The organism is Flavobacterium sp. WC2509 (assembly GCF_052683105.1).
Genome location: NZ_JBQZFG010000001.1, coordinates 991,924 through 1,014,230 on the forward strand (window position 1 = coordinate 991,924; position 22,307 = coordinate 1,014,230).

Annotated in this window: 18 protein-coding genes; 13 read left to right on the forward strand and 5 right to left on the reverse strand. The window is 33.6% G+C overall.

The features are described 5' to 3' along the window. Positions 1–31 precede the first annotated feature (31 nt). Both ACUN3A_RS03870 and ACUN3A_RS03875 read right to left on the reverse strand, forming a co-directional pair. On the reverse strand, positions 32–1,195 hold the full coding sequence (locus ACUN3A_RS03870) for a glycosyltransferase family 2 protein (protein ID WP_445550035.1): 1,164 nt from the start codon (positions 1,193–1,195) through the stop codon (positions 32–34). A gap of 102 nt (positions 1,196–1,297) precedes the next feature. Further along, positions 1,298–2,488, reverse strand: a complete 1,191-nt coding sequence (locus tag ACUN3A_RS03875) for a BamA/TamA family outer membrane protein (RefSeq protein ID WP_445550036.1) — start codon at positions 2,486–2,488, stop codon at positions 1,298–1,300. A 285-nt stretch (positions 2,489–2,773) separates the two neighbouring features. On the opposite strand from ACUN3A_RS03875, the gene ACUN3A_RS03880 reads away from it, so the two are divergent. Then, positions 2,774–3,715: a T9SS C-terminal target domain-containing protein gene (locus tag ACUN3A_RS03880; RefSeq protein ID WP_445550037.1), complete on the forward strand. Its 942-nt coding sequence runs from the start codon at positions 2,774–2,776 to the stop codon at positions 3,713–3,715. Here ACUN3A_RS03880 and ACUN3A_RS03885 read toward each other — a convergent pair. Both ACUN3A_RS03885 and ACUN3A_RS03890 read right to left on the reverse strand, forming a co-directional pair. Beyond that, positions 3,712–4,332, reverse strand: a complete 621-nt coding sequence (locus tag ACUN3A_RS03885; RefSeq protein WP_445550038.1) for an alpha-ketoglutarate-dependent dioxygenase AlkB family protein — start codon at positions 4,330–4,332, stop codon at positions 3,712–3,714. The two genes, ACUN3A_RS03880 and ACUN3A_RS03885, sit on opposite strands and share 4 nt — an antisense overlap. 11 nt (positions 4,333–4,343) lie before the next feature. Continuing rightward, a complete protein-coding gene (locus tag ACUN3A_RS03890) occupies positions 4,344–5,732 on the reverse strand; it encodes an exonuclease domain-containing protein (protein WP_445550039.1) in 1,389 nt (462 codons plus the stop codon). Positions 5,733–5,859: 127 nt separating this feature from the next. On the opposite strand from ACUN3A_RS03890, the gene ACUN3A_RS03895 reads away from it, so the two are divergent. From ACUN3A_RS03895 to ACUN3A_RS03910, 4 genes are all read left to right on the forward strand, one after another. Continuing rightward, positions 5,860–6,624, forward strand: a complete 765-nt coding sequence (locus tag ACUN3A_RS03895; RefSeq protein WP_445550040.1) for an XRE family transcriptional regulator — start codon at positions 5,860–5,862, stop codon at positions 6,622–6,624. Positions 6,625–6,903: 279 nt separating this feature from the next. After that, complete coding sequence (locus tag ACUN3A_RS03900; protein ID WP_445550041.1) at positions 6,904–8,766, forward strand: ABC-F family ATP-binding cassette domain-containing protein; 1,863 nt, start codon at positions 6,904–6,906, stop codon at positions 8,764–8,766. Positions 8,767–8,918: 152 nt separating this feature from the next. Beyond that, positions 8,919–9,719 carry a hypothetical protein gene (locus ACUN3A_RS03905; protein WP_445550042.1) on the forward strand — a complete coding sequence of 267 codons (801 nt, stop codon included), beginning with the start codon at positions 8,919–8,921 and terminating at the stop codon, positions 9,717–9,719. Positions 9,720–9,800: 81 nt separating this feature from the next. After that, positions 9,801–10,154 carry a lysozyme inhibitor LprI family protein gene (locus ACUN3A_RS03910; RefSeq protein ID WP_445550043.1) on the forward strand — a complete coding sequence of 118 codons (354 nt, stop codon included), beginning with the start codon at positions 9,801–9,803 and terminating at the stop codon, positions 10,152–10,154. Between the two features lie 346 nt (positions 10,155–10,500). Here ACUN3A_RS03910 and ACUN3A_RS03915 read toward each other — a convergent pair whose 3' ends face one another. Next, the gene (locus ACUN3A_RS03915; protein WP_445552808.1) at positions 10,501–12,048 is read right to left on the reverse strand and encodes an SDR family NAD(P)-dependent oxidoreductase; all 1,548 of its coding nucleotides are present in this window, start codon (positions 12,046–12,048) and stop codon (positions 10,501–10,503) included. A gap of 231 nt (positions 12,049–12,279) precedes the next feature. Here ACUN3A_RS03915 and ACUN3A_RS03920 point away from each other — a divergent pair, with 231 nt between their 5' ends. The 8 genes from ACUN3A_RS03920 (at position 12,280) to ACUN3A_RS03955 (ending at position 22,207) form a co-directional block, all read left to right on the forward strand. Next, positions 12,280–13,059 carry an O-methyltransferase gene (locus tag ACUN3A_RS03920; protein WP_445550044.1) on the forward strand — a complete coding sequence of 260 codons (780 nt, stop codon included), beginning with the start codon at positions 12,280–12,282 and terminating at the stop codon, positions 13,057–13,059. Positions 13,060–13,075: 16 nt separating this feature from the next. Next, positions 13,076–13,705: a carbonic anhydrase gene (locus ACUN3A_RS03925; RefSeq protein ID WP_445550045.1), complete on the forward strand. Its 630-nt coding sequence runs from the start codon at positions 13,076–13,078 to the stop codon at positions 13,703–13,705. 499 nt (positions 13,706–14,204) lie between these two features. Beyond that, the gene (locus ACUN3A_RS03930) at positions 14,205–14,894 is read left to right on the forward strand and encodes an ABC transporter ATP-binding protein (RefSeq protein WP_445550046.1); all 690 of its coding nucleotides are present in this window, start codon (positions 14,205–14,207) and stop codon (positions 14,892–14,894) included. 97 nt (positions 14,895–14,991) lie between these two features. Further along, positions 14,992–15,561: a cob(I)yrinic acid a,c-diamide adenosyltransferase gene (locus tag ACUN3A_RS03935; RefSeq protein ID WP_445550047.1), complete on the forward strand. Its 570-nt coding sequence runs from the start codon at positions 14,992–14,994 to the stop codon at positions 15,559–15,561. 244 nt (positions 15,562–15,805) lie between these two features. Continuing rightward, positions 15,806–16,027 (forward strand): DUF2795 domain-containing protein, encoded by a 222-nt coding sequence (locus tag ACUN3A_RS03940; RefSeq protein ID WP_007138072.1) that lies wholly within the window; start codon positions 15,806–15,808, stop codon positions 16,025–16,027. Positions 16,028–16,113: 86 nt separating this feature from the next. Continuing rightward, positions 16,114–19,458 carry a preprotein translocase subunit SecA gene (gene secA, locus ACUN3A_RS03945; protein ID WP_445550048.1) on the forward strand — a complete coding sequence of 1,115 codons (3,345 nt, stop codon included), beginning with the start codon at positions 16,114–16,116 and terminating at the stop codon, positions 19,456–19,458. A 110-nt stretch (positions 19,459–19,568) separates the two neighbouring features. Next, the gene (locus ACUN3A_RS03950) at positions 19,569–19,946 is read left to right on the forward strand and encodes a hypothetical protein (RefSeq protein WP_445550049.1); all 378 of its coding nucleotides are present in this window, start codon (positions 19,569–19,571) and stop codon (positions 19,944–19,946) included. 98 nt (positions 19,947–20,044) lie between these two features. Then, complete coding sequence (locus ACUN3A_RS03955; protein ID WP_445550050.1) at positions 20,045–22,207, forward strand: TonB-dependent receptor; 2,163 nt, start codon at positions 20,045–20,047, stop codon at positions 22,205–22,207. Positions 22,208–22,307 lie beyond the last annotated feature (100 nt).

Here is a 22,307-nt window from a genome sequence, read left to right on the forward strand (position 1 = left end):
TTTAAAAATAAAAATTACATTAAATATAATTTTATTTTAATTTCACAATTTCCCCTCTATCGTTAGGAGAATCGCTTCCAATACTAAAATTTGCATTTTTGGGTATTATTCTAAAGAAAACTCCTTTGTTTTTACATCTTTCGTGAATAGCTATACATTCCTTAAAAGAAACAAATTCATTATCTAAAATAATATGTAACCCGTTTCTTATTGAATTTGACAGCAAATTTACCTCTTTTTCTGCTTCCCAATCTAGAAAATCTACCTTTTTTTGAACAACCAAGCTTATTATTTCTGACAAGGTTTTTGAAGCAGATACTAACAAATAATTTTCTGGAGGAATTTTGGTTTTAGCTCGACCTTGAACTCTTTTTAGCATCGAAAAAAAAACAATTCCAATTTTCATAAATACTGAAAAAAGAAAAGAAACCTGAAAGTGTTTTTTATAGAAAAATTCCATCGCCTCTTGAAATCGCTTCATATAAACAGCATCTTTATTGGTACTCTCTCCTTTATAATGTATAACAGTAGTTTCATGAAAATAATAATTGCTTTTTCCCTTTTGTAATACCATATAAGACAAATCAATATCGTCTGAATACATAAAACAATCTTCGTCAAAACCACCTACTTCCTGATAAAGCTCCTTTTTTAAAAACATAAAAGCTCCAACCAATATCTCCACTTTACCTGTTTGGTTTTCAGATAAATGCTGAGCATAATAATTATTAAAGAGATTGGATTTTGGAAATATTTTATACAAACTCATGATTTTGGTAAAAGCAACCCAAGGCGTTGGAATTCCTCTTTTACTTTCAGGAAGAAAATTACCTGTTCCATCAACAAGTTTAACCCCTACAATACCTAAGTCATTTTTATTCTTAGCAAATGCTAATACTTTTTCGAAAGTATCTTCTGCAACGACCGTATCTGGATTTAAAATGCAAAGATATTCTCCTTTGGCTTCAGCAACTCCTATATTATTACCTTTTGGAAAACCTGAATTTTGATTATTCTGAATGAGTTTTACATTCGGAAAACGCGTTTTTATCATCTCACAACTACCGTCTTGGGAGTTATTGTCTACAACAATGATTTCAGAATCTATGTTTTTTAAAGCGTTTTCTACGCTTAGTACACAGAGTTCCAAAAAATAGCGGACATTATAATTGAGAATAATAACAGATAATTGCATTTTTCAAAGATATATTTTAAGACTTAAAATTCAAAATTCGCAAGCTTTGTGTTCATTACATTTTTAAATAGTAAAAAATAATTTCTCCTTTCATTCTTGCAATTAAAAATTCTCTGAAAGGGCTACTCTGAAAGTCCAATCGTCTTTACTGATACCATAATCCAATACTAAATTACAATCGTTGACTTTATTCCATTTTATTCTTAATCCTGTTCCCACTGCTGGAGTCCAATTATCGAAATGGTAGGTATCTAAATTGGATACCGAAGAAAGATTGCCATAGAAAACAGCTCCAAGAAAACCGTTTTTGGTAATATCGGTGCGATATTCTGCTTCCGTGTACAGCAAGGAATTACTGCGGTAACGGTTTCGGGTAAATCCTCTACCTGTTTTTCCGTAGCGATCCCAACCAACGCTTGGTAAATCCAAGTAATGGGGCTTCCCGTCAAAAACTGACCAATAAAACACTCTCATAGCCAAAACTTTATGACGGGTATCACTGAAAGAAATATACTTTCTGGCGTCAATATATATCGATTCCCAATTAGTGTCACTACCAAAAAAACTACTGTTAATTCTATAATCTGCTTCAAAATAATAACCTTGTTTGGGATTCAAAATATTTTTTCTGGAATCGTACAAAGCCTGAAAAGCGATTCCTGACGAGAGTTCGTTAGAGTAATCCCCTTGCTGATATTTATTAAAATCGGTTGGTTCCGAAATTTTTGAATCTTCAGAAATATCTTGATAGTTATCTAATTGAAAACCTAATCCCAAACCAAAATCCCCTTTTATTTTTCGAGTCGCAAATTGATAAAACCGAATTTGCTGATAATGAACTTCGGATTGTGGTTCTTTTGAACTGTTTCCGCCTAAACCGTATGTAAACTGAGGATAAATCATATACCTGTAGTCCCCAATAAAATTATATTTGTTGTCTTTGGTATAAATATAGGACTGGATAGGAAAGGAATACTGTCCCGTAAAACTGGTCGTTGGCGTAAAATATACTTCGGACATTTTAGTGTTTTCATGATTCTTGTCCAAATAGAAAGTGGTCACAAATGAAACCACAAGTCCGCCCTCGGAGCTTTTCATATCGGGAGCTGGCATCAACGAAAATGCAATTTTGCTTGGTTCTTTTTTCTTCGTAGTATCATTTTTTATAAAAATACTTTTCAGAATATGTTTCATATCCAAGCTATCACTTCTAAAATCTATTTTCTGTGAAAAGGAAGAAAATGAAGAAACCAAAACGATTAACAGAAGTAAATTATGTTTAATGAAACTCATAGATTTTATTTAGTATTGAAAAAGATTGTCACAAATTCACGATTTAAAAAAATCTAAATTCATAAAATCACCACAAATCTCTTTATCAATCTGTTATTACTAAGATTACAGATTTTTTATATGATAATTTTTAGAATTCCTGAATACGCTATTGTTCATTTTCTGTTAGTCTTTCAAAGATAATAAAAAATTAAAAAAACTTTTAGACAACAAATATTCTAAAACCTTAACTATGTTTGATATCTTGCTATTGATTTTTATCTGAACAATGAAATGGGCAAATTTTTGACACTTTTTTTTCTTATTACAACAACTTCCTATAGCCAAATTTCAGGCTGTACTGATAAGTTAGCTTCCAATTTTAATCCAAAAGCAACTAAAAATAACTGCCAATGTGTGTATGCTTCCGCAAAAGTAAAACCTAAATTTACTGCAAAACTTAGTGATTCAATATCAGAAACCTCAGGTTTGATTTCTTTTGATAATTTATTATGGACGCACAATGACCACGCTGAAACCACCTTTTACGGATTGGATTTGGAAGGAAAAATCAAGAAAAAAATCAACTTCCAAAAACTGAAATGCAATGATTGGGAAGATGTCGCTCAAGACAGTACTTATCTCTACATCGGTGACTTTGGAAACAATTATAGGGGTGATAGAAAGAATTTAAGAATATTAAGAATTCAAAAAAAGTCATTTTACACAACCAATCCTATCATTGATACAATTGCTTTTTCTTATCCCAATCAGACGGATTTTTCTCCAAAAAAACCTCATACAACCGATTTTGATTGTGAAGCTTTTGTAGTACAACACGATAGTATTTTTTTATTTAACAAACAATGGACATCTCAGAAAAGCAATATTTATTCCTTGCCAAAAACGCCAGGCACCTATACTGCCCATTTCAAAAAAACGCTCGATGTAGATGGGTTAATAACTGGTGCAACTACTTTGCCCTCACAAAAAGGTATTGTTTTGTGCGGGTATTCTAAATTGCTTCAGCCTTTTTTGGTTTTATTGTATGACTACAAAAACAATGATTTTGGCTCGTGTATCAGCCGTAAAATTAAAATTGCACTCCCATTTCATCAAATCGAAGCAATTGCAACAAAAGATGGTAAATTATTTTATATTACCAATGAAGCAACAGCAAGAAAACCTTTTGTTAATACACCTCAACAAATTCACACTATCGATTTGAGCCCTTATTTAAAACCTTAAACAAGAATACTTTTCACCTGCCTAAACGTGAGATTAATTCTCGGGAGTACGTCTCTGGCGGTTTTAGGAACTTGATGTTCCCAAAAACTATTTGTTTTTCCTGCCATTAATAAAAAAGAACCATGATGTAATGGAATTTCTATTTGTGGCAACTGCTTTAGCAATTTATGACGCAATCGAAACATTCGGGTTTCGCCAAATGTAACCGATGCAATATTCATATCTTTATTCTCGCTTTGTGTTTTGTCGCTATGCCAGGAAACTCCATCTTTGCCATTTCTATATAAGTTTAGTAAAACAGCATTGAATTTTATTGGAGTTTCATTCTCTACTCTGGTTTTAATAGTTCTTAATTCCTTTGGCCAATTAGATTTACCTAAAGTACTATCTCTATCATCATACCAAGCAATCATTCTGGGCGCTGTAACGATTTTGTCATACATAGGCATATCATATTCGCGCCACTCTGTATTATTCAATAAAATATTATAATAGTAATCTGACTCTTCTTTAGTAAAGAAACTGTCAATCAGCATCAAATCGGCATCGGGTACATCAAATATTTTTTTACCAGCTGTACCTGATGAGAACATTTCGGTATCTTCAAAGAGAATCATAAACTATTAAATTATATTGTTGCTATTTCTTTAGTTTCGAAACGTTTCACTTTTCCGGGATATTTCTCTGCATACGCATAAATGAGATGCATACTATATTGATTGCTTCGGTAAGGTGTGACGCAATCTTTTATCTCCGAAAGTTCTGTAAACCCAACATCTGATGGAATATACCCCATTCCATAAAAGTGTCCATTCTCTACCCAAATACAACTGCGTTCTTCTATAGCTATACCTTTATCTATAATAACAAAATTGGGTCTATTGTCTAACAAAAAGGCAATAGCATTTTCTATTTGTCCGTTGTGACAATCAACATCAGGTAAATTTTCAGAATTATTTTTTTGGAAAAATTCTCCAACTATTGACATTCCGTATTGACAGAATCTATGATCTATTTTAAACTGTTGGGCAAGGTTTTGCAAAACCGTTATCCCATCATACTGGCTATTAAATTCCTGAATACAATTTTGAAACTTGGTTAGTTTCCCAATTGCCAAATACTTATATCCATTTCGGGCTTCATATTCATACAATCCGAATTTGGATTCAAAGCGTTTTAATGCCCTGTTATGCATTGGCCACAGCCTCTTAATCTCATCACATTCCAACAGAAGCGCCATCAATTCAGTACCACAAACTTCAAAGGAAATTCCGTAAATATCTTTTAAGAAATTCTGCCTTTGCGCATTCACGTTATGACCGCTAAAATGAGAAGCAACACGCTTTTTTAAGTTAACCGCTTTTCCAACATAGATTACTTGTTTCAATTGATTATAAAAATAATACACCCCTATTTTTTCAGGCAATTGCTCAAAGTCCTGAGGAGGTAAATTGGGAGGCAACTGCTGATCCTGTGCTGTTTTTTTAATCATTTTATCCATCTCACCATCTGTGTCCCATTCTAGCAATTTGGAAAATAATATAGCGGTCGCATCGGCATCACCGCCAGCACGATGTCGATTCTCTAAATTTATTTCTAACGAATTACAAAGATTCCCTAAGCTGTACGAACTTAGTCCTGGCTTAATTTTTCTTGTGGCACGAACCGTACATAGTTTTCTTGCCGTCCATTTAAATCCAGCTTCTTCTAATTGATGGCGAACAAAGGAATAATCAAAATTAACATTATGTGCCACAAAAATACAGTCAGTTAGCATCTCCAAGACTTTTTCGGAAACATCATCAAAAATGGGAGCATTGCGCACCATATTATTATCAATCCCTGTTAGCGCAAAAATAGGAAGTGGTATTTCCTTTTGAGGATTTACAAGCGTTTCCCAACGGTCAATTACCTTTGTCCCGTCATGAATAACAATGGCTATTTCTGTAATGCGACTCCCTTTGGCATTGCCTCCTGTAGTTTCTATATCTACTATGGCGTATTCCTGCTTTTTCATAAAGTATCTAACGTGACTATTGTTCTTGTAACTAACCTATTATCTTACCTTTAAAATACTTTACAAAAATAGGACGTTAAATCACTATAAAGCATATATTTGTAGTGACTTAAAATCCCTTTAACGTATGTTGTATATTTCTGACAATCTTAAATGGCTCCGAAGCAAGCGTAATTTGTCTCAACAAGAAGTGGCAGGCGGAATGACTTTGCCTCTCGATCGCTATAAGAAATATGAATATGGTAAAAACACACCACCAGCCGAAACGCTTGTGATTATTTCGCGTTATTATCATATCAGTATCGATTTGCTTTTGACGGTTGATTTACGGAAAATCTCCATTGAAAATTTGATGCAATTAGATGACAACCGAATTGTTTTACCCATAACTGTTGATCAAGATGGCAACAACCTCATCGAAATTATTCCACACAAAGCGCAAGCGGGCTATTTAAGTGGCTACGCCGATGCTGAATACATCGAAAACCTGCAGCAAATAGCACTGCCGTTTTTAGGTTTGGGCAAAATGAGAGCTTTCCCTATTAATGGCGATTCTATGCCACCACACACCAATCAATCGTTTGTAGTTGGGAAATATGTGGATAATCTGGGGGAGATAAAGCAGAATAAAACATACATATTCATTACTTCCAGCGAAGGCATAACCTATAAACGACTCGGTAATAAAAATGACAATTCACTGACTGTAGTTGCTGATAATATTATTTACAGTCCCTACGAAATCAAACTTTCTGATATTTTGGAAATTTGGGAATATGTATGTCATATTGGAAGGGATGATACTAAAACTTTACTATCAGAATCTGATACTGTGAAAGAAATGTTCCTTGAGCTGAAAAGAGATATTAAGGAAATAAAACAGAAACAATAATAATTTACTCAAATATTTCAATTGTCTAACAATTAAAACAACATCCTTTTTACCAGACTTAATATATAAAAGGAACAAAACTTATATTAGACACTCTTCTTAATTAAAAAAATAGAGAAGACAATTCAAATCAAATGAATCAGAAAAAGCACTTCGTCTAAATAATTTCAACCTTCATAATAATAAACTACCTTTGCGCTAGTTTTTTTGAGACCTAACTATTAGAGACTACGCCTCAAAAAGAAATAAAAAACTCAGCAAATACAATCAATTACAAGCATGAATTACCTTTCAGTAGAAAATATATCAAAATCTTTTGGAGAACGAACACTCTTTAAAGACATTTCGTTTGGAATCAACAAAGATCAAAAAATCGCTTTTATCGCCAAAAATGGTTCGGGAAAAACCACCATTATGAGCATCATCAATGGGTATGACGAGCCAGATAGTGGACAAGTCGTGCTTAGAAAAAGCATCCGAATGGCATTTTTGTCACAAGACAATAAATTGCAAGATGAATTAACGATTGAGGAAAGCATTTTTGCATCTGATAACGAAAGCCTGAAAGTAATTGAAGCGTATGAAAAAGCATTAGAAAATCCAGAAGACGAGGAAGCGTACCAAAAAGCTTTTGACGGAATGGACCAACATAATGCTTGGGATTTTGAAACACAATACAAACAAATTTTGTTCAAATTGAAGTTAGAAGACTTCAAACTGAAAGTAAAAAGCCTTTCGGGTGGACAGAAAAAAAGGTTGTCTCTTGCCATAATTTTGATTAACCGTCCCGATTTATTGATTCTGGATGAACCAACGAATCACTTGGATTTGGAAATGATCGAATGGTTGGAGAGTTATTTTGCCAAAGAAAATATCACGTTGTTTATGGTAACGCACGACCGTTTCTTTTTGGAACGTGTTTGTAATGAAATTATCGAACTAGATAACGGAAAAATATACCAATACAAAGGTAACTACTCGTATTATTTAGAGAAAAAAGAAGAGCGTATCGCCTCTGAAAACGCAAGTGTCGATAAAGCGCAAAACTTATTTGTAAAAGAATTAGAATGGATGCGTCGCCAGCCAAAAGCGAGAACGACCAAATCTAAATCACGTCAGGATGATTTTTATGACATTAAAGAAAAAGCTCAAAGCCGTCGTAAAGAAAATGTCGTAGAGCTCGAAATTAATATGGAACGCATGGGAAGCAAAATTATTGAGCTTCACAAGATTTCTAAAAAATTTAAAGATCATGTAATTCTGGATAACTTCAGCTATGATTTTCAACGTGGGGAACGCATTGGAATTATTGGTAAAAATGGAACTGGGAAATCTACTTTCTTAAACTTACTTACTGGGGCTTTGCCTCTCGATGGCGGAAAAGTAGTTGTAGGCGAAACCATTAAAATTGGATATTACACTCAAACTGGAATTAACCCAAAACCTGGTCAGCGTGTGATTGATATTATTAAGGAATACGGTGAATTTATTCCTTTGTCCAAAGGACGTATGATTTCGGCTTCTCAATTGTTAGAGCGTTTTCTTTTTGATGCTAAAAAACAATACGATTTTGTTGAAAAACTGAGCGGTGGCGAATTAAAACGTTTGTATTTATGTACTGTTTTGATTCAGAATCCAAACTTCCTGATTCTTGATGAGCCTACGAATGATTTGGATATTGTGACTTTGAACGTGTTGGAAAGTTTCCTTTTGGATTACCCAGGTTGTTTGGTTGTAGTGTCGCACGACCGTTATTTTATGGACAAAATCGTGGATCAGTTATTCGTTTTTAGAGGTCAAGGTGAAATTGAAACTTTCCCTGGAAATTATTCTGATTTTAGAGCTTATGAAGACAGTAACGATGTAGCCCAAAAAGAGGATAATAAAACCGAAAAGAAAGAGTGGAAGCAAAATAATCCAACAGGAAATTTAACTTTTAATGAGCAAAAAGAATTTCAGAAAATAGAGAAAGAAATCAAAGATTTGGAACTAGACAAATCTAAAATCGAGCAATTATTCGCCGATGGAAAAGTAGCCGATGCTGATATTGAAAAGAAAGCCAAAGAACTCGAAAACCTCATCAAAAAAATGGAAAACAAAGAGGAAAGATGGTTTGAACTTTCTGCGAAGTTAGAAGGATAAGACTTTGCTTTTTTATAATTATAATCCCTAATACTTCTAGATTTAAAGTCTGAAAGTATTGGGGATTTTTTTATTTTTAAATTATATAACTTTTATCCTATATTTAAAGAATTATTTAAATCAAGTTGATTGCTTTACTAAAATCACTTACTATGAGAAATACTTTACTTATAATTAATTTACTCTTTACTTTTTCAGGTTTCAGCCAAACAACTTATGAAATAAAAGACTTTGAGAAATCTGAAATTCCCAAAGTTTTTAGTACCGAATGGCGTATTTTAAATTCTTCAAACAAATGTTTTTCTATTATTGCAAATAATGATAATATTCAAGTTACCAAAAGAACATATTCTCCAATCCTTGAATATCTTTTGCCCGAAGGAAAACTCATAGCTATTGATAAAGGAGAATGGGGTGGAGGATTATATTACAAACCTAATGACACCATTAACAAAAGCTTTTCCGTTAATGGAGTTGAAAGAAAATTAAAGGATACAAAATGGTTCCCTGATAGCAGCTTAAACAAATTAACAAAGAGTACGCTAAGCATAATGGGGGGTAATATTATGTCTGTTTTTTCATTTAATGGCTCCCTTTATTTCATGGACGCTTTAGCACATATGGGAACAAATAAAGGAGTTTTATATAAAATAGAACAACAAAACGATTCTTTTTTAATTTCTAAAGTAATAGATTTCGACAACGCTCCAAGAGTTGTTTATCCAATAGATGACACTATTTTTGTTGCGACATTTGATCGCTTTTATACCATAAATAAAGAAATGGAAAAGACATTGATTTTCAAAGACCTTTTCTGGTATGGTTTAGGCCCATTTTCTATTACCCCGATTGGGAACACATATGTATATCTTGGTCTAGCAGGAGGATTTGCAAAAATCAATTTATTAAAAAAAGATTTAGAGTTATACAAATACAAATATATCAAAGAATAGAAAAACATATGATAATTTCTAACTCCGAGAAGCCTCACGTCTTCGACACCGTTCTAATCTCATATCCAAAATTTTATCCAAATGACAAAAAAACATTATTTCATCGCTTTATTCTTATTATGTTTTTGCAACAATTCATTTGCCCAAACACAAGCAGAAATGAACGCAACAGCAAATGCCAATTATAAAAAAGCTGATACCCAACTGAATAAAGTCTATAAGCAACTGATGGCTATTTTGGATAAAAATGAAAAAACATTATTAATTCAAGCTGAAAAAGATTGGGTGAAATTTCGTGATTCCCACTGCAAATTTGAAGCCTCTCAATATGAAGGAGGAAGTATTCAGCCTTTAATCTATTCCACTTGTTTAGAAGAATTAACAGAGAAAAGAATTGCAGAAATTAAAGCAAGTATAAAAGATAGAAATAGGTAAAAACTAATTTCCTTTGAACAAAAAAAACCACAACAAAGTCTACTTTGTTGTGGTTTCTTGTTTTAAAAGTATACAATTTGTATAGTTATTCTATACGATGTATATAGTTATTCTATACGATTTGTATAGTTCTACTATATGATTTGCATAGTTCTACTATACGATATATATAGTTGTTCTATATGATGTATATAGTTCTACTATACGATATGTGTATATAAACTATACGATATACATAGTTGTTCTATACGATGTGTATATATAAACTATACAAATCGTATATATAAACAAAAACCACAACTAAGTCTTACTCTGTTGTGGTTTCAATTTATAAACATGATAAGTACTACCAAGCAATTGGATTATAATCTTTCAAGAATTTTCCGCACCAATGTTTTCCAGTATTAATACCATCAAACAAAGGATCCATAACGCGTGCAGCACCATCAACAATATCCAATGGTGGCTGAAAATCTTGTTCTTCTTGTTTTCTTTTTGCTAATTCTGCCGGATCTTCATCGGTTACCCAACCAGTATCAACGGCATTCATAAAAATCCCGTCTTTAGCCAAAGTTCCAGCGGCAGTATGTGTAAGCATATTCAAGGCGGCTTTCGCCATATTGGTATGCGGGTGACGATCTTCTTTAAAATCTCTGTAAAATTTCCCTTCCATCGCTGAAACATTAATAATATGTTTTTTGCCTGTATTGTCTTTTTTCATCACTTCCGAAAGCCGATTACACAACACAAAAGGTGCTACCGAATTCACTAATTGCACTTCAATCATCTCGGTAGTTTCAATTTGTCCCAATTTCAATCGCCAGCTGTTAACTTTTCGCAAATCGACTTGCTGTAAATCGGCATCGAGTTCTCCTTCCGGAAAAACTTCTTGTGCGACCAATGCATTATCAAAAGAATATGGAATCTGCGATAATTTGGCGGAAGCCCTTAAACCAATTCCAGGCTCGGGTCCGTGCCAAGTTACTGGCATATTCTGGTTGGAAGAAGCTCCAGAAGTCAATACTTTTAATTCATCCAAACAATTAGTATGATCCAATAATAATTCTTGCGCTTGTTGTGGCAATGCAGGTATTGGCAGTTCTTCGTTTTCCATCAAATGCGTATAGAATCCTGCTGGTCTTCTCACCGTTTGCGCAGCATTATTAATCAGTATATCTAATCGACCGTATTTTTGCTCAATAAAATTGCAAAAAATCTCCACACTTGGAATATGTCGCAAATCCAATCCGTGAATTTTTAATCGGTGTCCCCACTCATTAAAACCCTCTTCCTTCGAAAAACGCAAAGCCGAATCTACAGGAAAACGAGTTGTAGCAATTACTGTAGCCCCACCCCTTAGAAGCATCAAAGTGATATGGTAGCCAATTTTTAGGCGAGAACCTGTAATCACGGCAATTTGTCCTTTTACATCGGCAGTTTGAAAACGTTTAGCATAATTAAAATCACCACAATCGGAACACATCGTATCGTAAAAATGATGCATTTTAGTAAACTCCGTTTTACATACATAGCATTTTCTAGGCGTTTCCAGTTCCAGTTGTTCTTTATTAGAAAGATCATTCATTGCCAATAATTTTGGGGCAACAAAAATACTGGCTTCTCTCGCCGAACGAATTCCGGTTTCCTTACGAGCAGTTCTGTCTTTCTTTTCCTGTTTGCGCTTGGCAACGGCCTTTCCGTCTTTTTTTCTTTTAGCAAGTTCATCACGATCTGGGCGTGAAAATTGACCCGCAGCCTTAATTAAAGCTGTTCGTTGTTCTTTTGGAATATCAAAAATTTGATCGGTATCGGTGTTTAATTGCGCCAAAATAGCAATACATCGGTCAATTTCTCCCGAAGTGATGGCGGTTTTATTTTCTTTTTCTTTAATCATCATTATAAAAAACAAGTATTTTCATTAGCAAAAATACCAAGGGTGCAAATATAGTGTTTAAACTGAATAGTAATAAGTTGCTCCAAATTATTCAGACTTCAAAAAATCTGTACAAATCTGCAAAATCTGTGTGCTGATATTTTCACGCAGATTTATGCAAATTATTCAATTAAGAGAATTACGCCTTTTTCGTATCTTCGTGGCTTCTTTTTAAAAGTCCAAATAATTCCTATGCTCTTCCAAATCAAATCCTATATTAAATTCCTTTGGCATTCCAAAAACGAACATGCTGTACATTCGCCATTTGTCTTTACTTTGATTACCAAATGCTTTTATGATAAAAAATCAAAATCAGAATATACTATTTTAAAGGAATATAGAAATTCACTTTTAGAAAATAAAAATACTATTGAAGTAACGGATTTTGGTGCAGGCTCCAGAGTTTTTAAATCGAATACCAGGCAAATTGCTCAGATTGCTAAAACCGCAGGAATTTCTCCAAAACGTGCTGAATTATTATTTCGACTTGTCAATTATTTTCAGACTGAAAGTATTTTAGAAATTGGAACATCTCTTGGATTAGCCACTTCTGCCCTGTCTTTAGGAAATCCAAAAGCATCTATTGTAACTTTAGAAGGTTGTCCAGAAACAGCAAAACAAGCACAATTGCAATTTCAAAAATTCAATTTCAATAATGTCGAATCTGTAATAACGGAATTTAATAATTACTTTAAAAACCATCAACTATCAACCACCAACCATCAACTAATATACTTCGACGGCAACCATTCTAAAAAAGCGACTTTAGACTATTTCGAATTATTATTACCTACAATTACCAACGAAACTGTATGGATTTTTGATGACATTCATTGGTCTGCAGATATGGAAGAAGCTTGGGAAATCATTAAAAAACATCCAAAAGTTACTGTAAGTATTGACACTTTTCAATGGGGATTGGTATTCTTTAGATACGAACAACCCAAACAACATTTTATTATAAGAACTTAGATTTAAAATTAGCCTTATGGATATCAATCAAATTTTTGAAAACAACCAAAATTGGATCATCAAACAACTCGAAATAGATGATCAGTATTTTGACAAACTAGGAAAAGGACAGTCACCAGAATTTCTCTATATCGGTTGTTCGGATAGTCGCGTTTCTGCCGAGGAACTGATGGGTTTAGAACCTGGAAAAGTATTCGTACACCGTAACATTGCTAATATGGTTCCTAATACCGACCTCAATTCCATGTCGGTTATTAATTATGCAGTTGTTCATTTAAAAGTAAATCACATCGTCGTTTGTGGTCATTATGGCTGTGGTGGTGTTCTTGCGGCTATGCAACAATCGGATTTAGGGATTTTAAATCCATGGCTGAGAAACATTCGAGACGTGTACCGACTTCATCAAAAAACATTGGACAAGATAGAGAACGAAGAAGAAAAATATAAAAAACTGGTAGAATTAAACGTTCAGGAACAATGTATCAACGTTATCAAAACAGCCGAAGTACAAAGAGCTTTCAAAGACCGAAACTTAAAAGTTTACGGATGGATTTTTGATATTCACAGCGGACAATTAATTGACTTGAAAATCAACTTTACAGAGATTTTGAAAGATATCACTCAGATTTACACAATAGCAGACTAATATCTCTTGCCTTTTAAAAGCAAAACATTAGCTTTTTCTAATACAAATTTGGCGTAAAAAAAGGCAGTCACCCCCATGACTGCCTTTTTTAAACCAAATAACCAATTTTAATCTAATGATATAGGCTAAATTATTATTTAACTAACCAAAAATAATTTCAACCCTTACATTTATACAAATGTACAATATGAAATTAAAAATAAAGCAAAATAAATCGTTAATATAAATATAAAATCGCCAAAATACATACTTTTTTATTTTTTGTATTTTTATTACTACAAATTTATTGTTTCAAAATAAACAAAAATCTCCATTCCTACAATTTAATAACAAAACCGTCTATACGCTCAAAATCCATTTCTGACCAATAAATTCATAATAGCCCATTCCTACATGATATTAGCTTTATTAAATTGTAACAAAAAACCAGCAACAACTACTTATCATAAATTAAAAGTCTTTTGTACTTTTAAAATAAAATCAACAATATAAAATTCTGATGAAAAACCCACTTATAAAAATCACCAATATCAAAAGAGATTTTGTTCTTGGAAACGAAATCGTTTATGTACTCAAAGGCATAGATTTAGAAATTAATAAAGGGGAATATGTAGCATTAATGGGACCTTCAGGATCTGGAAAATCTACATTAATGAATTTATTAGGTTGTTTAGACACTCCTACATCTGGTACTTATATTTTGAATGGGAAAAATGTAAGCCATATGAAAGACGACGAATTGGCCGAAATCAGAAACAAAGAAATTGGTTTTGTTTTTCAAACATTCAATCTTTTACCAAGAACAACAGCACTTGATAATGTAGCACTACCTATGATATATGCTGGATACTCAAAATCAGAACGTACTATTCGCGCCACCGAAGTTTTAACTCAAGTAAATCTTAGCGATAGAATGGACCATCAACCCAATCAACTTTCTGGAGGACAACGCCAACGTGTGGCTATAGCCAGAGCATTGGTAAACAAACCATCTATCATACTTGCTGATGAACCAACAGGAAATCTAGACAGTAAAACATCTCTAGAAATCATGAAACTTTTTGGTGATATTCATGCAAACGGAAACACTGTTATACTTGTAACTCACGAAGAAGAAATAGCAGCTTATGCTCACAGAGTAATTCGTTTGAGAGATGGAATTATTGAAAGCGACACTAGTAAAGTTTAACTGTTTATTTGTTTAATCGTTGAATTGAATAAACGATTAAACAAATAACCGATTAAACAAATAACCGATTAAACAAATAACCGATTAAACAGCAAAAATGAAAGTATACACCAAAACAGGTGACGGAGGAACTACAGCCCTTTTTGGAGGCACCCGAGTACCAAAAGACCATATTCGCATAGAAAGTTACGGAACGGTTGACGAATTGAATTCCTATATTGGACTCATTCGTGACCAAGAAATAAACAATCATTACAAAGATATTTTAATCGAAATTCAAGATCGTTTATTTACTATCGGGGCCATTTTAGCAACTCCTCCTGAAAAAGAAGTTATGAAAAATGGTGAACTTCGATTAAAAAAACTCGGTATAACTGAATCCGATATCGAATTATTAGAAAAAGAAATAGACACTATGGAAGAAGTACTTCCGCCAATGACTCATTTTGTATTGCCTGGAGGACATCAAACAGTGTCATATTGTCATATAGCAAGATGCGTTTGCCGTCGTGCAGAACGATTAGCGGTGCATTTAAGTCATAATGAACCTGTTGCCGAAATAGCAATTAAATACTTAAACCGACTTTCTGACTACCTTTTTGTATTGGCACGAAAGTTGTCATTTGATTTAAACGCTGATGAAGTAAAATGGATACCGAGGAAATAGATTTCAGATTGAAGAGTAACGATTTTTGATTTCAGATTTATTAAAAATAAAAAAAAATATTTAAAAAACTAAATATCAACAACTTAAATATTCAATAGAATTATTTATTTAAATCAAAAATCGTTAATCCAACATCAAAAATCAGCAATCAACAAAACGTTCTTAACTTTATAAAAAATAAATCGTTTTTTACTTGTCTTTTTCAGTAAAAAATTTATTTTTGCACAAAACTAAATCGACAGATATGTATTGGACATTAGAATTAGCATCATATTTAAGCGATGCGCCGTGGCCTGCTAACAAAGACGAACTTATTGACTACGCTATTAGAGCTGGAGCTCCATTAGAAGTAGTAGAAAACCTTCAATCAATTGAAGATGAAGGCGAGATATATGAATCAATGGAAGAAATTTGGCCAGATTATCCAACGGACGAAGATTATCTTTGGAATGAGGATGAATATTAAAAAGTAAACCAAGAAAAAGTCTCAAAAGAGGCTTTTTTTTTGTTTAAATTTACGCAGATATATTAAAATAGAAATAAAAACAGATCATGAGTTTCATAAACAGTATTATTAAAATCTTTGTTGGAGATAAATCCGAGAAAGATGTAAAGGCTTTACAACCGTATTTAAATAAAATAAAGACTTTTGAAAGCACTTTACAAGCTTTGTCACATGACGAATTAAGAGCTAGAACCGTTTTTTTTAAAGAAAAAATAAAACAGGCTCGTTCTGAAAAAGATGCTAAAATTGCTTCCCTTAAACTAGAAGTAGAAAGCATTGAAGACATCGACAAACGCGAAGATATTTATATTGCTATTGATGCTCTTGAAAAAGAAGCTTACGATATCTCTGAAAAAACATTACTAGAAATTCTTCCAGAAGCTTTTTCAGTAGTTAAAGAAACTGCAAGACGTTTCAAAGATAATACTCAAATTACTGTAGCTGCTACTCCAAAAGATAGAGAGCTTTCTGCTTCAAAAAGTTATATTACCCTTGATGGAAACAATGCAATCTGGGCTAACACTTGGAATGCGGCAGGGAAGCAAATTACTTGGGACATGATTCACTATGATGTTCAATTAATTGGTGGAATGGTGTTGCACGAAGGTAAAGTTGCAGAAATGCAAACAGGGGAAGGTAAAACTTTGGTGGCTACTTTGCCATTATATTTAAATGCTTTAACTGGAAACGGTGTGCATTTGGTAACTGTGAATGATTACTTAGCAAAACGTGATAGTACATGGAAAGCGCCTTTATTCGAATTTCACGGCTTGACTGTTGACTGTATTGACAATCATCAGCCAAGTACTGAAGGAAGAAGAAATGCTTATAATGCAGACATTACTTATGGTACGAATAACGAATTTGGTTTTGATTACCTAAGAGATAACATGTCTCATTCTCCTGAAGATTTAGTTCAAAGAAAACACAATTATGCAATTGTCGATGAGGTCGATTCTGTATTAATTGATGATGCCCGTACACCACTTATCATTTCTGGGCCAGTTCCACAAGGAGACCGTCATGAATTTAATGAGTTAAAACCAAAAATCGAAAATTTGGTTGCCTTACAGCGTCAACTGGCAAATGGTTTTCTTACCGAAGCAAAAAGATTAATCAAAGAAGGAAATACTAAAGATGGTGGTTTCCAATTATTGAGAGCTTATAGAAGTTTACCAAAAAACAAAGCTTTAATTAAATTTTTGAGTGAAGAAGGAATTAAACAATTGCTTCAAAAAACCGAAAACTCTTACATGCAGGATAACAATCGTGAAATGCCGAAAGTGGATGAAGCATTGTATTTTGTAATTGAAGAAAAAAACAACCAAGTTAGTTTAACTGATAATGGTGTCGCCTTTCTTTCAAAAGATACTGATTCTGACTTTTTTGTCCTTCCAGACATTGGAACTGAAATTGCTGCTATCGAAAAGAAAAAATTAGACAAAGATGCCGAAGCAGAAGAAAAAGAAAGATTATTCCAAGATTTTGGAGTAAAAAGCGAACGTATCCATACTTTGACTCAACTTTTGAAAGCATATTCTCTTTTTGAAAAAGATGTAGAATATGTTATCATGGACAATAAAATCATGATTGTTGATGAGCAAACAGGTCGTATTATGGATGGTCGTCGTTACTCAGACGGTTTACACCAAGCGATTGAAGCCAAAGAAAATGTAAAAATTGAAGCAGCTACTCAAACATTTGCAACGGTTACATTACAGAACTATTTCAGAATGTATAGCAAACTGGGAGGTATGACTGGAACAGCTGTAACTGAAGCTGGAGAACTTTGGGAAATTTACAAACTAGATGTTGTTGAAATTCCAACTAACAGAGGAATCTCTCGTATAGACAAAGAAGACTTTATCTACAAAACTACTCGTGAAAAATTCAATGCAGTAATTGAAGACGTAACCGAATTATCGAAAGCAGGAAGACCAGTTCTTATTGGTACTACTTCTGTTGAGATATCAGAATTATTAAGCCGTATGTTGAAAATGCGTGGTGTAACTCACAACGTATTGAATGCAAAAATGCACAAACAAGAGGCTCAAATTGTAGAAGAAGCTGGTAAAGCAGGAGTCGTAACTATTGCAACCAATATGGCGGGTCGTGGTACAGATATCAAACTTACCCCAGAAGTAAAAGCTGCTGGAGGTTTAGCAATCGTAGGTACGGAGCGTCACGATTCACGTCGTGTTGACCGTCAGTTACGTGGTCGTGCAGGACGTCAAGGTGACCCAGGAAGTTCTCAATTTTATGTTTCTCTTGAAGACAACTTGATGCGTTTATTTGGTTCTGAAAGAGTTGCAAAAGTAATGGACAGAATGGGATTGCAAGAAGGTGAAGTAATTCAGCATTCTATGATGACCAAATCTATCGAACGTGCTCAGAAAAAAGTAGAAGAAAATAACTTTGGTACTCGTAAACGTTTATTAGAATATGATGACGTAATGAATGCACAGCGTGAAGTAGTTTACAAACGTCGTCGTCACGCCTTGTTTGGTGAGCGTTTGAAACTGGACATTGCCAACATGCTTTACGATACTTGCGAACTAATTGTTGATGAAAATAAAGCTAAAAATAGTTTCAAAGATTTTGAATTTGAAATTATTCGTTATTTCTCATTCACTTCACCAGTTTCACAAGAAGATTTCTCTAAACTGACTGAAATTGAAATTACAGGAAAACTATATAAAGCAGCCCTTGAATTTTATACTCAAAAAACAGAGAGAAGTGCTAGAGAAGCTTTCCCTATCATTAAAAATGTTTACGAAGACAGAAATAACCAATTTGAACGTATTGTAGTTCCATTTACAGATGGTATCAAAATGTTTAACGTAGTAACTGATTTAAAGAAAGCCTACGAAACAGAAGGAAATCAATTGGTAGCTGATTTTGAAAAAAACATCACTTTATCTATTGTTGATGAAGCTTGGAAAAAACATTTGCGTAAAATGGACGAGTTGAAACAATCTGTTCAATTAGCCGTTCACGAACAAAAAGATCCATTGCTTATTTACAAATTAGAAGCGTTCAACTTGTTCCGCGGTATGCTTGACAATGTGAACAAAGAAGTAATTTCGTTCTTGTTCAAAGGTGATCTTCCTGCTCAAAACGCTCCTGTTATTGAAGAAGCGAGAATCGAGCGTCAAGTTGAAGATTATAAATTAAGCAAAGACGAAATTCCAAATAGCGAAAATGCAAATCGTGAAGCTGGGGAAACTCAACAACGACAAGTAACTGAAACTATTGTTCGCGATATGCCAAAAATAAACCGTAATGACAACGTAACTATACAAAATGTTGCCAACGGACAAACCCAAGAAATGAAGTTCAAAAAAGCTGAAAGTTTATTGGCGTCAGGACAATGGGTAATTGTTAACGAATAATATTTCGTTTTAAATATTTGAAAATCCTCAACTATGAAAATGGTTGGGGATTTTTTCTTTTTAAAGTTTTGGTTAGAATCAAATTCCCTATATTTGCAAAAATTTTTTCATTGAAACTTCTTTTTGCCATAGCACTTTCAACACTATTACTACTACCTTCTTTGGGTAATATGATAGTCTATGCAAATTTTAAAATAAACCAAGACGAAATTTCAAAAACCATTTGTGTACAAAAAAAATTAGAATTTAACACTTGTAATGGACGTTGTGAACTTCAAAAAAGTTTAAAGCAATTCGAAGACAACGAGAAAAAAATGAACAACCATCTTAAAGAAAAAACAGAATTGGTGTATGTTCAAAACAATACTGAAATGAATCACTCAGTTGTAATTCCCTATTTTTCAACACAAAAAAACTACATTACTTTTGATAAAAAACCAATCTCGATTGCTTTATCAAATTTTCGTCCTCCTTCCTATTTTATATAAATTCTAGTTTCACTTTTCAATCTTCTTGAAAAGCTTATTTTATTGGCACTAAACCAATAAAGTAATTATTATTATCTACAATTTATATAAATCATTAAATGAAGAAAATACTATTTAGTTTCCTATTATTAGGACAAATTACTGTTGCGCAAAATAAAATCGAAAAGGACACTATAAAATCTACAGAACTGGAAAATGTTTTTGTAACCGCCAATCGTTCTGCAACATTACGTAAAGAAACACCAGTAGCAATCAGTAAAATCACCTCAAAAACCATTAATGAAACTAAAGCCGTAGCTGCTTATGAAATCATTAATAAAACACCTGGTGTATTGATGGTCAATTTAGGTAATGAACAACACATGATGTCCATTCGTCAACCAATGACAACAAATGCCTATTATTTATATCTGGAAGACGGTTTACCTATTCGACCAATGGGAATTTTTAACCACAACGCTTTATTAGAAATCAATCAATTCAATCTTCAAAACATTGAGGTGGTAAAAGGACCTGCTTCTTCTTTATACGGACCTGAAGCTGTTGGGGGTACAATCAATTTAATTTCACTTAAACCTTCCATTAACCCAGAATTCAAATTTGGAATCCAAGCTGACCAATTTGGTTATAGACGAATTCAAGTTGCTGGCGGGACAACTATTGGTAAAGTTGGTTTTCATATTGCAGGAATCTCTAGTTTACAAGAAAATGGCTGGATGACCTATTCCGATTATAACAAAGACAACCTAAACGCACGAATTGATTACAATATCAGCTCTAAAACACGATTAATCAGTAATACGATGTGGGGTAAGTATTATTCGGACATGAGCGGAGGTGTAAATGAAGAAGCTTTTTATAACCGAACCTATAAAAGCACAACTGATTTTACGTATCGAAAATCAGATGCTTTAAGAACACGATTGACCTTAGAGCACGACTGGAATGACAACGCCAGTAGTTATATTACTGCCTATTATCGAGACAATAAATTAGGACAAAATCCAACTTATGGAATAAAATGGAGTCCAACAGTGAATCCTACTACTGCAACTGGTGAAGTTAACTCGAATAATTTCAAAAGCTATGGCGCCATTGGACAACACACTCAAAAATTCGATTTTCTAAATACTAAAATTGTAGCAGGCGCATTATACGATTATTCGCCTGTAACCTATTGGGCTTATTTATTAGAAATGAAAGCAACCCTAAATCCTGGAATTCCTGGGAAACAAACCGTAAATTATTATGAAATTACGTCCGAGCGCCCTGACGTAAGATTAACAGATTACACTGCTGACATTTACAATACTGCTGGATATGCACAAGTAAGCATCAATCCAATTCAACAATTAATTGTAACAGCTGGAGCACGTTATGATAACATGAAAGTGGATTATAATAATGCTTTGGATCACTCAACAGGAACAAAAACGTATGACAAGCCTACTTTTAAAGCAGGTATCAACTATAATCCAGTTCAATTCACTGGAATTTATGCTAATTATGCCCAAGGTTTTTCACCTCCTGGAATCACTTATATTTTTAAGGCGAAACCTGGAACAGGCGGAACAACAGGAAAACCGGCAGAATTCTATTACAACCTAGAGCCAGCAACCTTCAATAATTATGAAGTTGGAGGCTGGTTATCATTATTCAAAGGCAAATTAAACCTTGACTATGCAGTATATTATATGGAAGGTAAAAACGAATTATTGAGTGTTCGTTTACCAGACAATTCTACCGACTACCGTTCTGTTGGAGAAACCAGTCATAAAGGAGTTGAATTTGGTGGTAATTACAAAATAGTAAACGATCAATTAAACATCCGATTTGGAGGTACTTTTGCCAAACACACTTTTATTGATTTCAAAGTTTCTGACAATCCAACCGATGCTTTACAAAACCTAGACGGAAAAGAAATGCCACAAGCTCCAAGATGGTCTGGAAATTCAGAAATCAGTTATTATCCAAATTGGTTTCCAAAATTTAGAACATCGTTAGAATGGCAATCAGTTGGAAATTATTACCAAGACCAAATCAATACCGTAAAATATGCAGGTTATGATATTTTTAATTTCAGAGCAAGTTATGAATGGAAAGGCATTGAAATCTACGGCAACATCATCAATATTACTGATAAATTATACGCTTATAATGTCTCTAGAGCAAACACAACAAGCTCTCAACCGAGTTATACCGCAGCTGCACCAAGAACGTTTTTGATCGGTTTACAATATAATTTTTCATTAAGAAAATAAAAATCAGGAGCTAATCCCGTCATCCGCTGTATCTTTTGTGGCGAACACCGCCACAAAAGGTAATTGCGAGAGCAATTGGATACCGGGGCTAAAAAAGGAA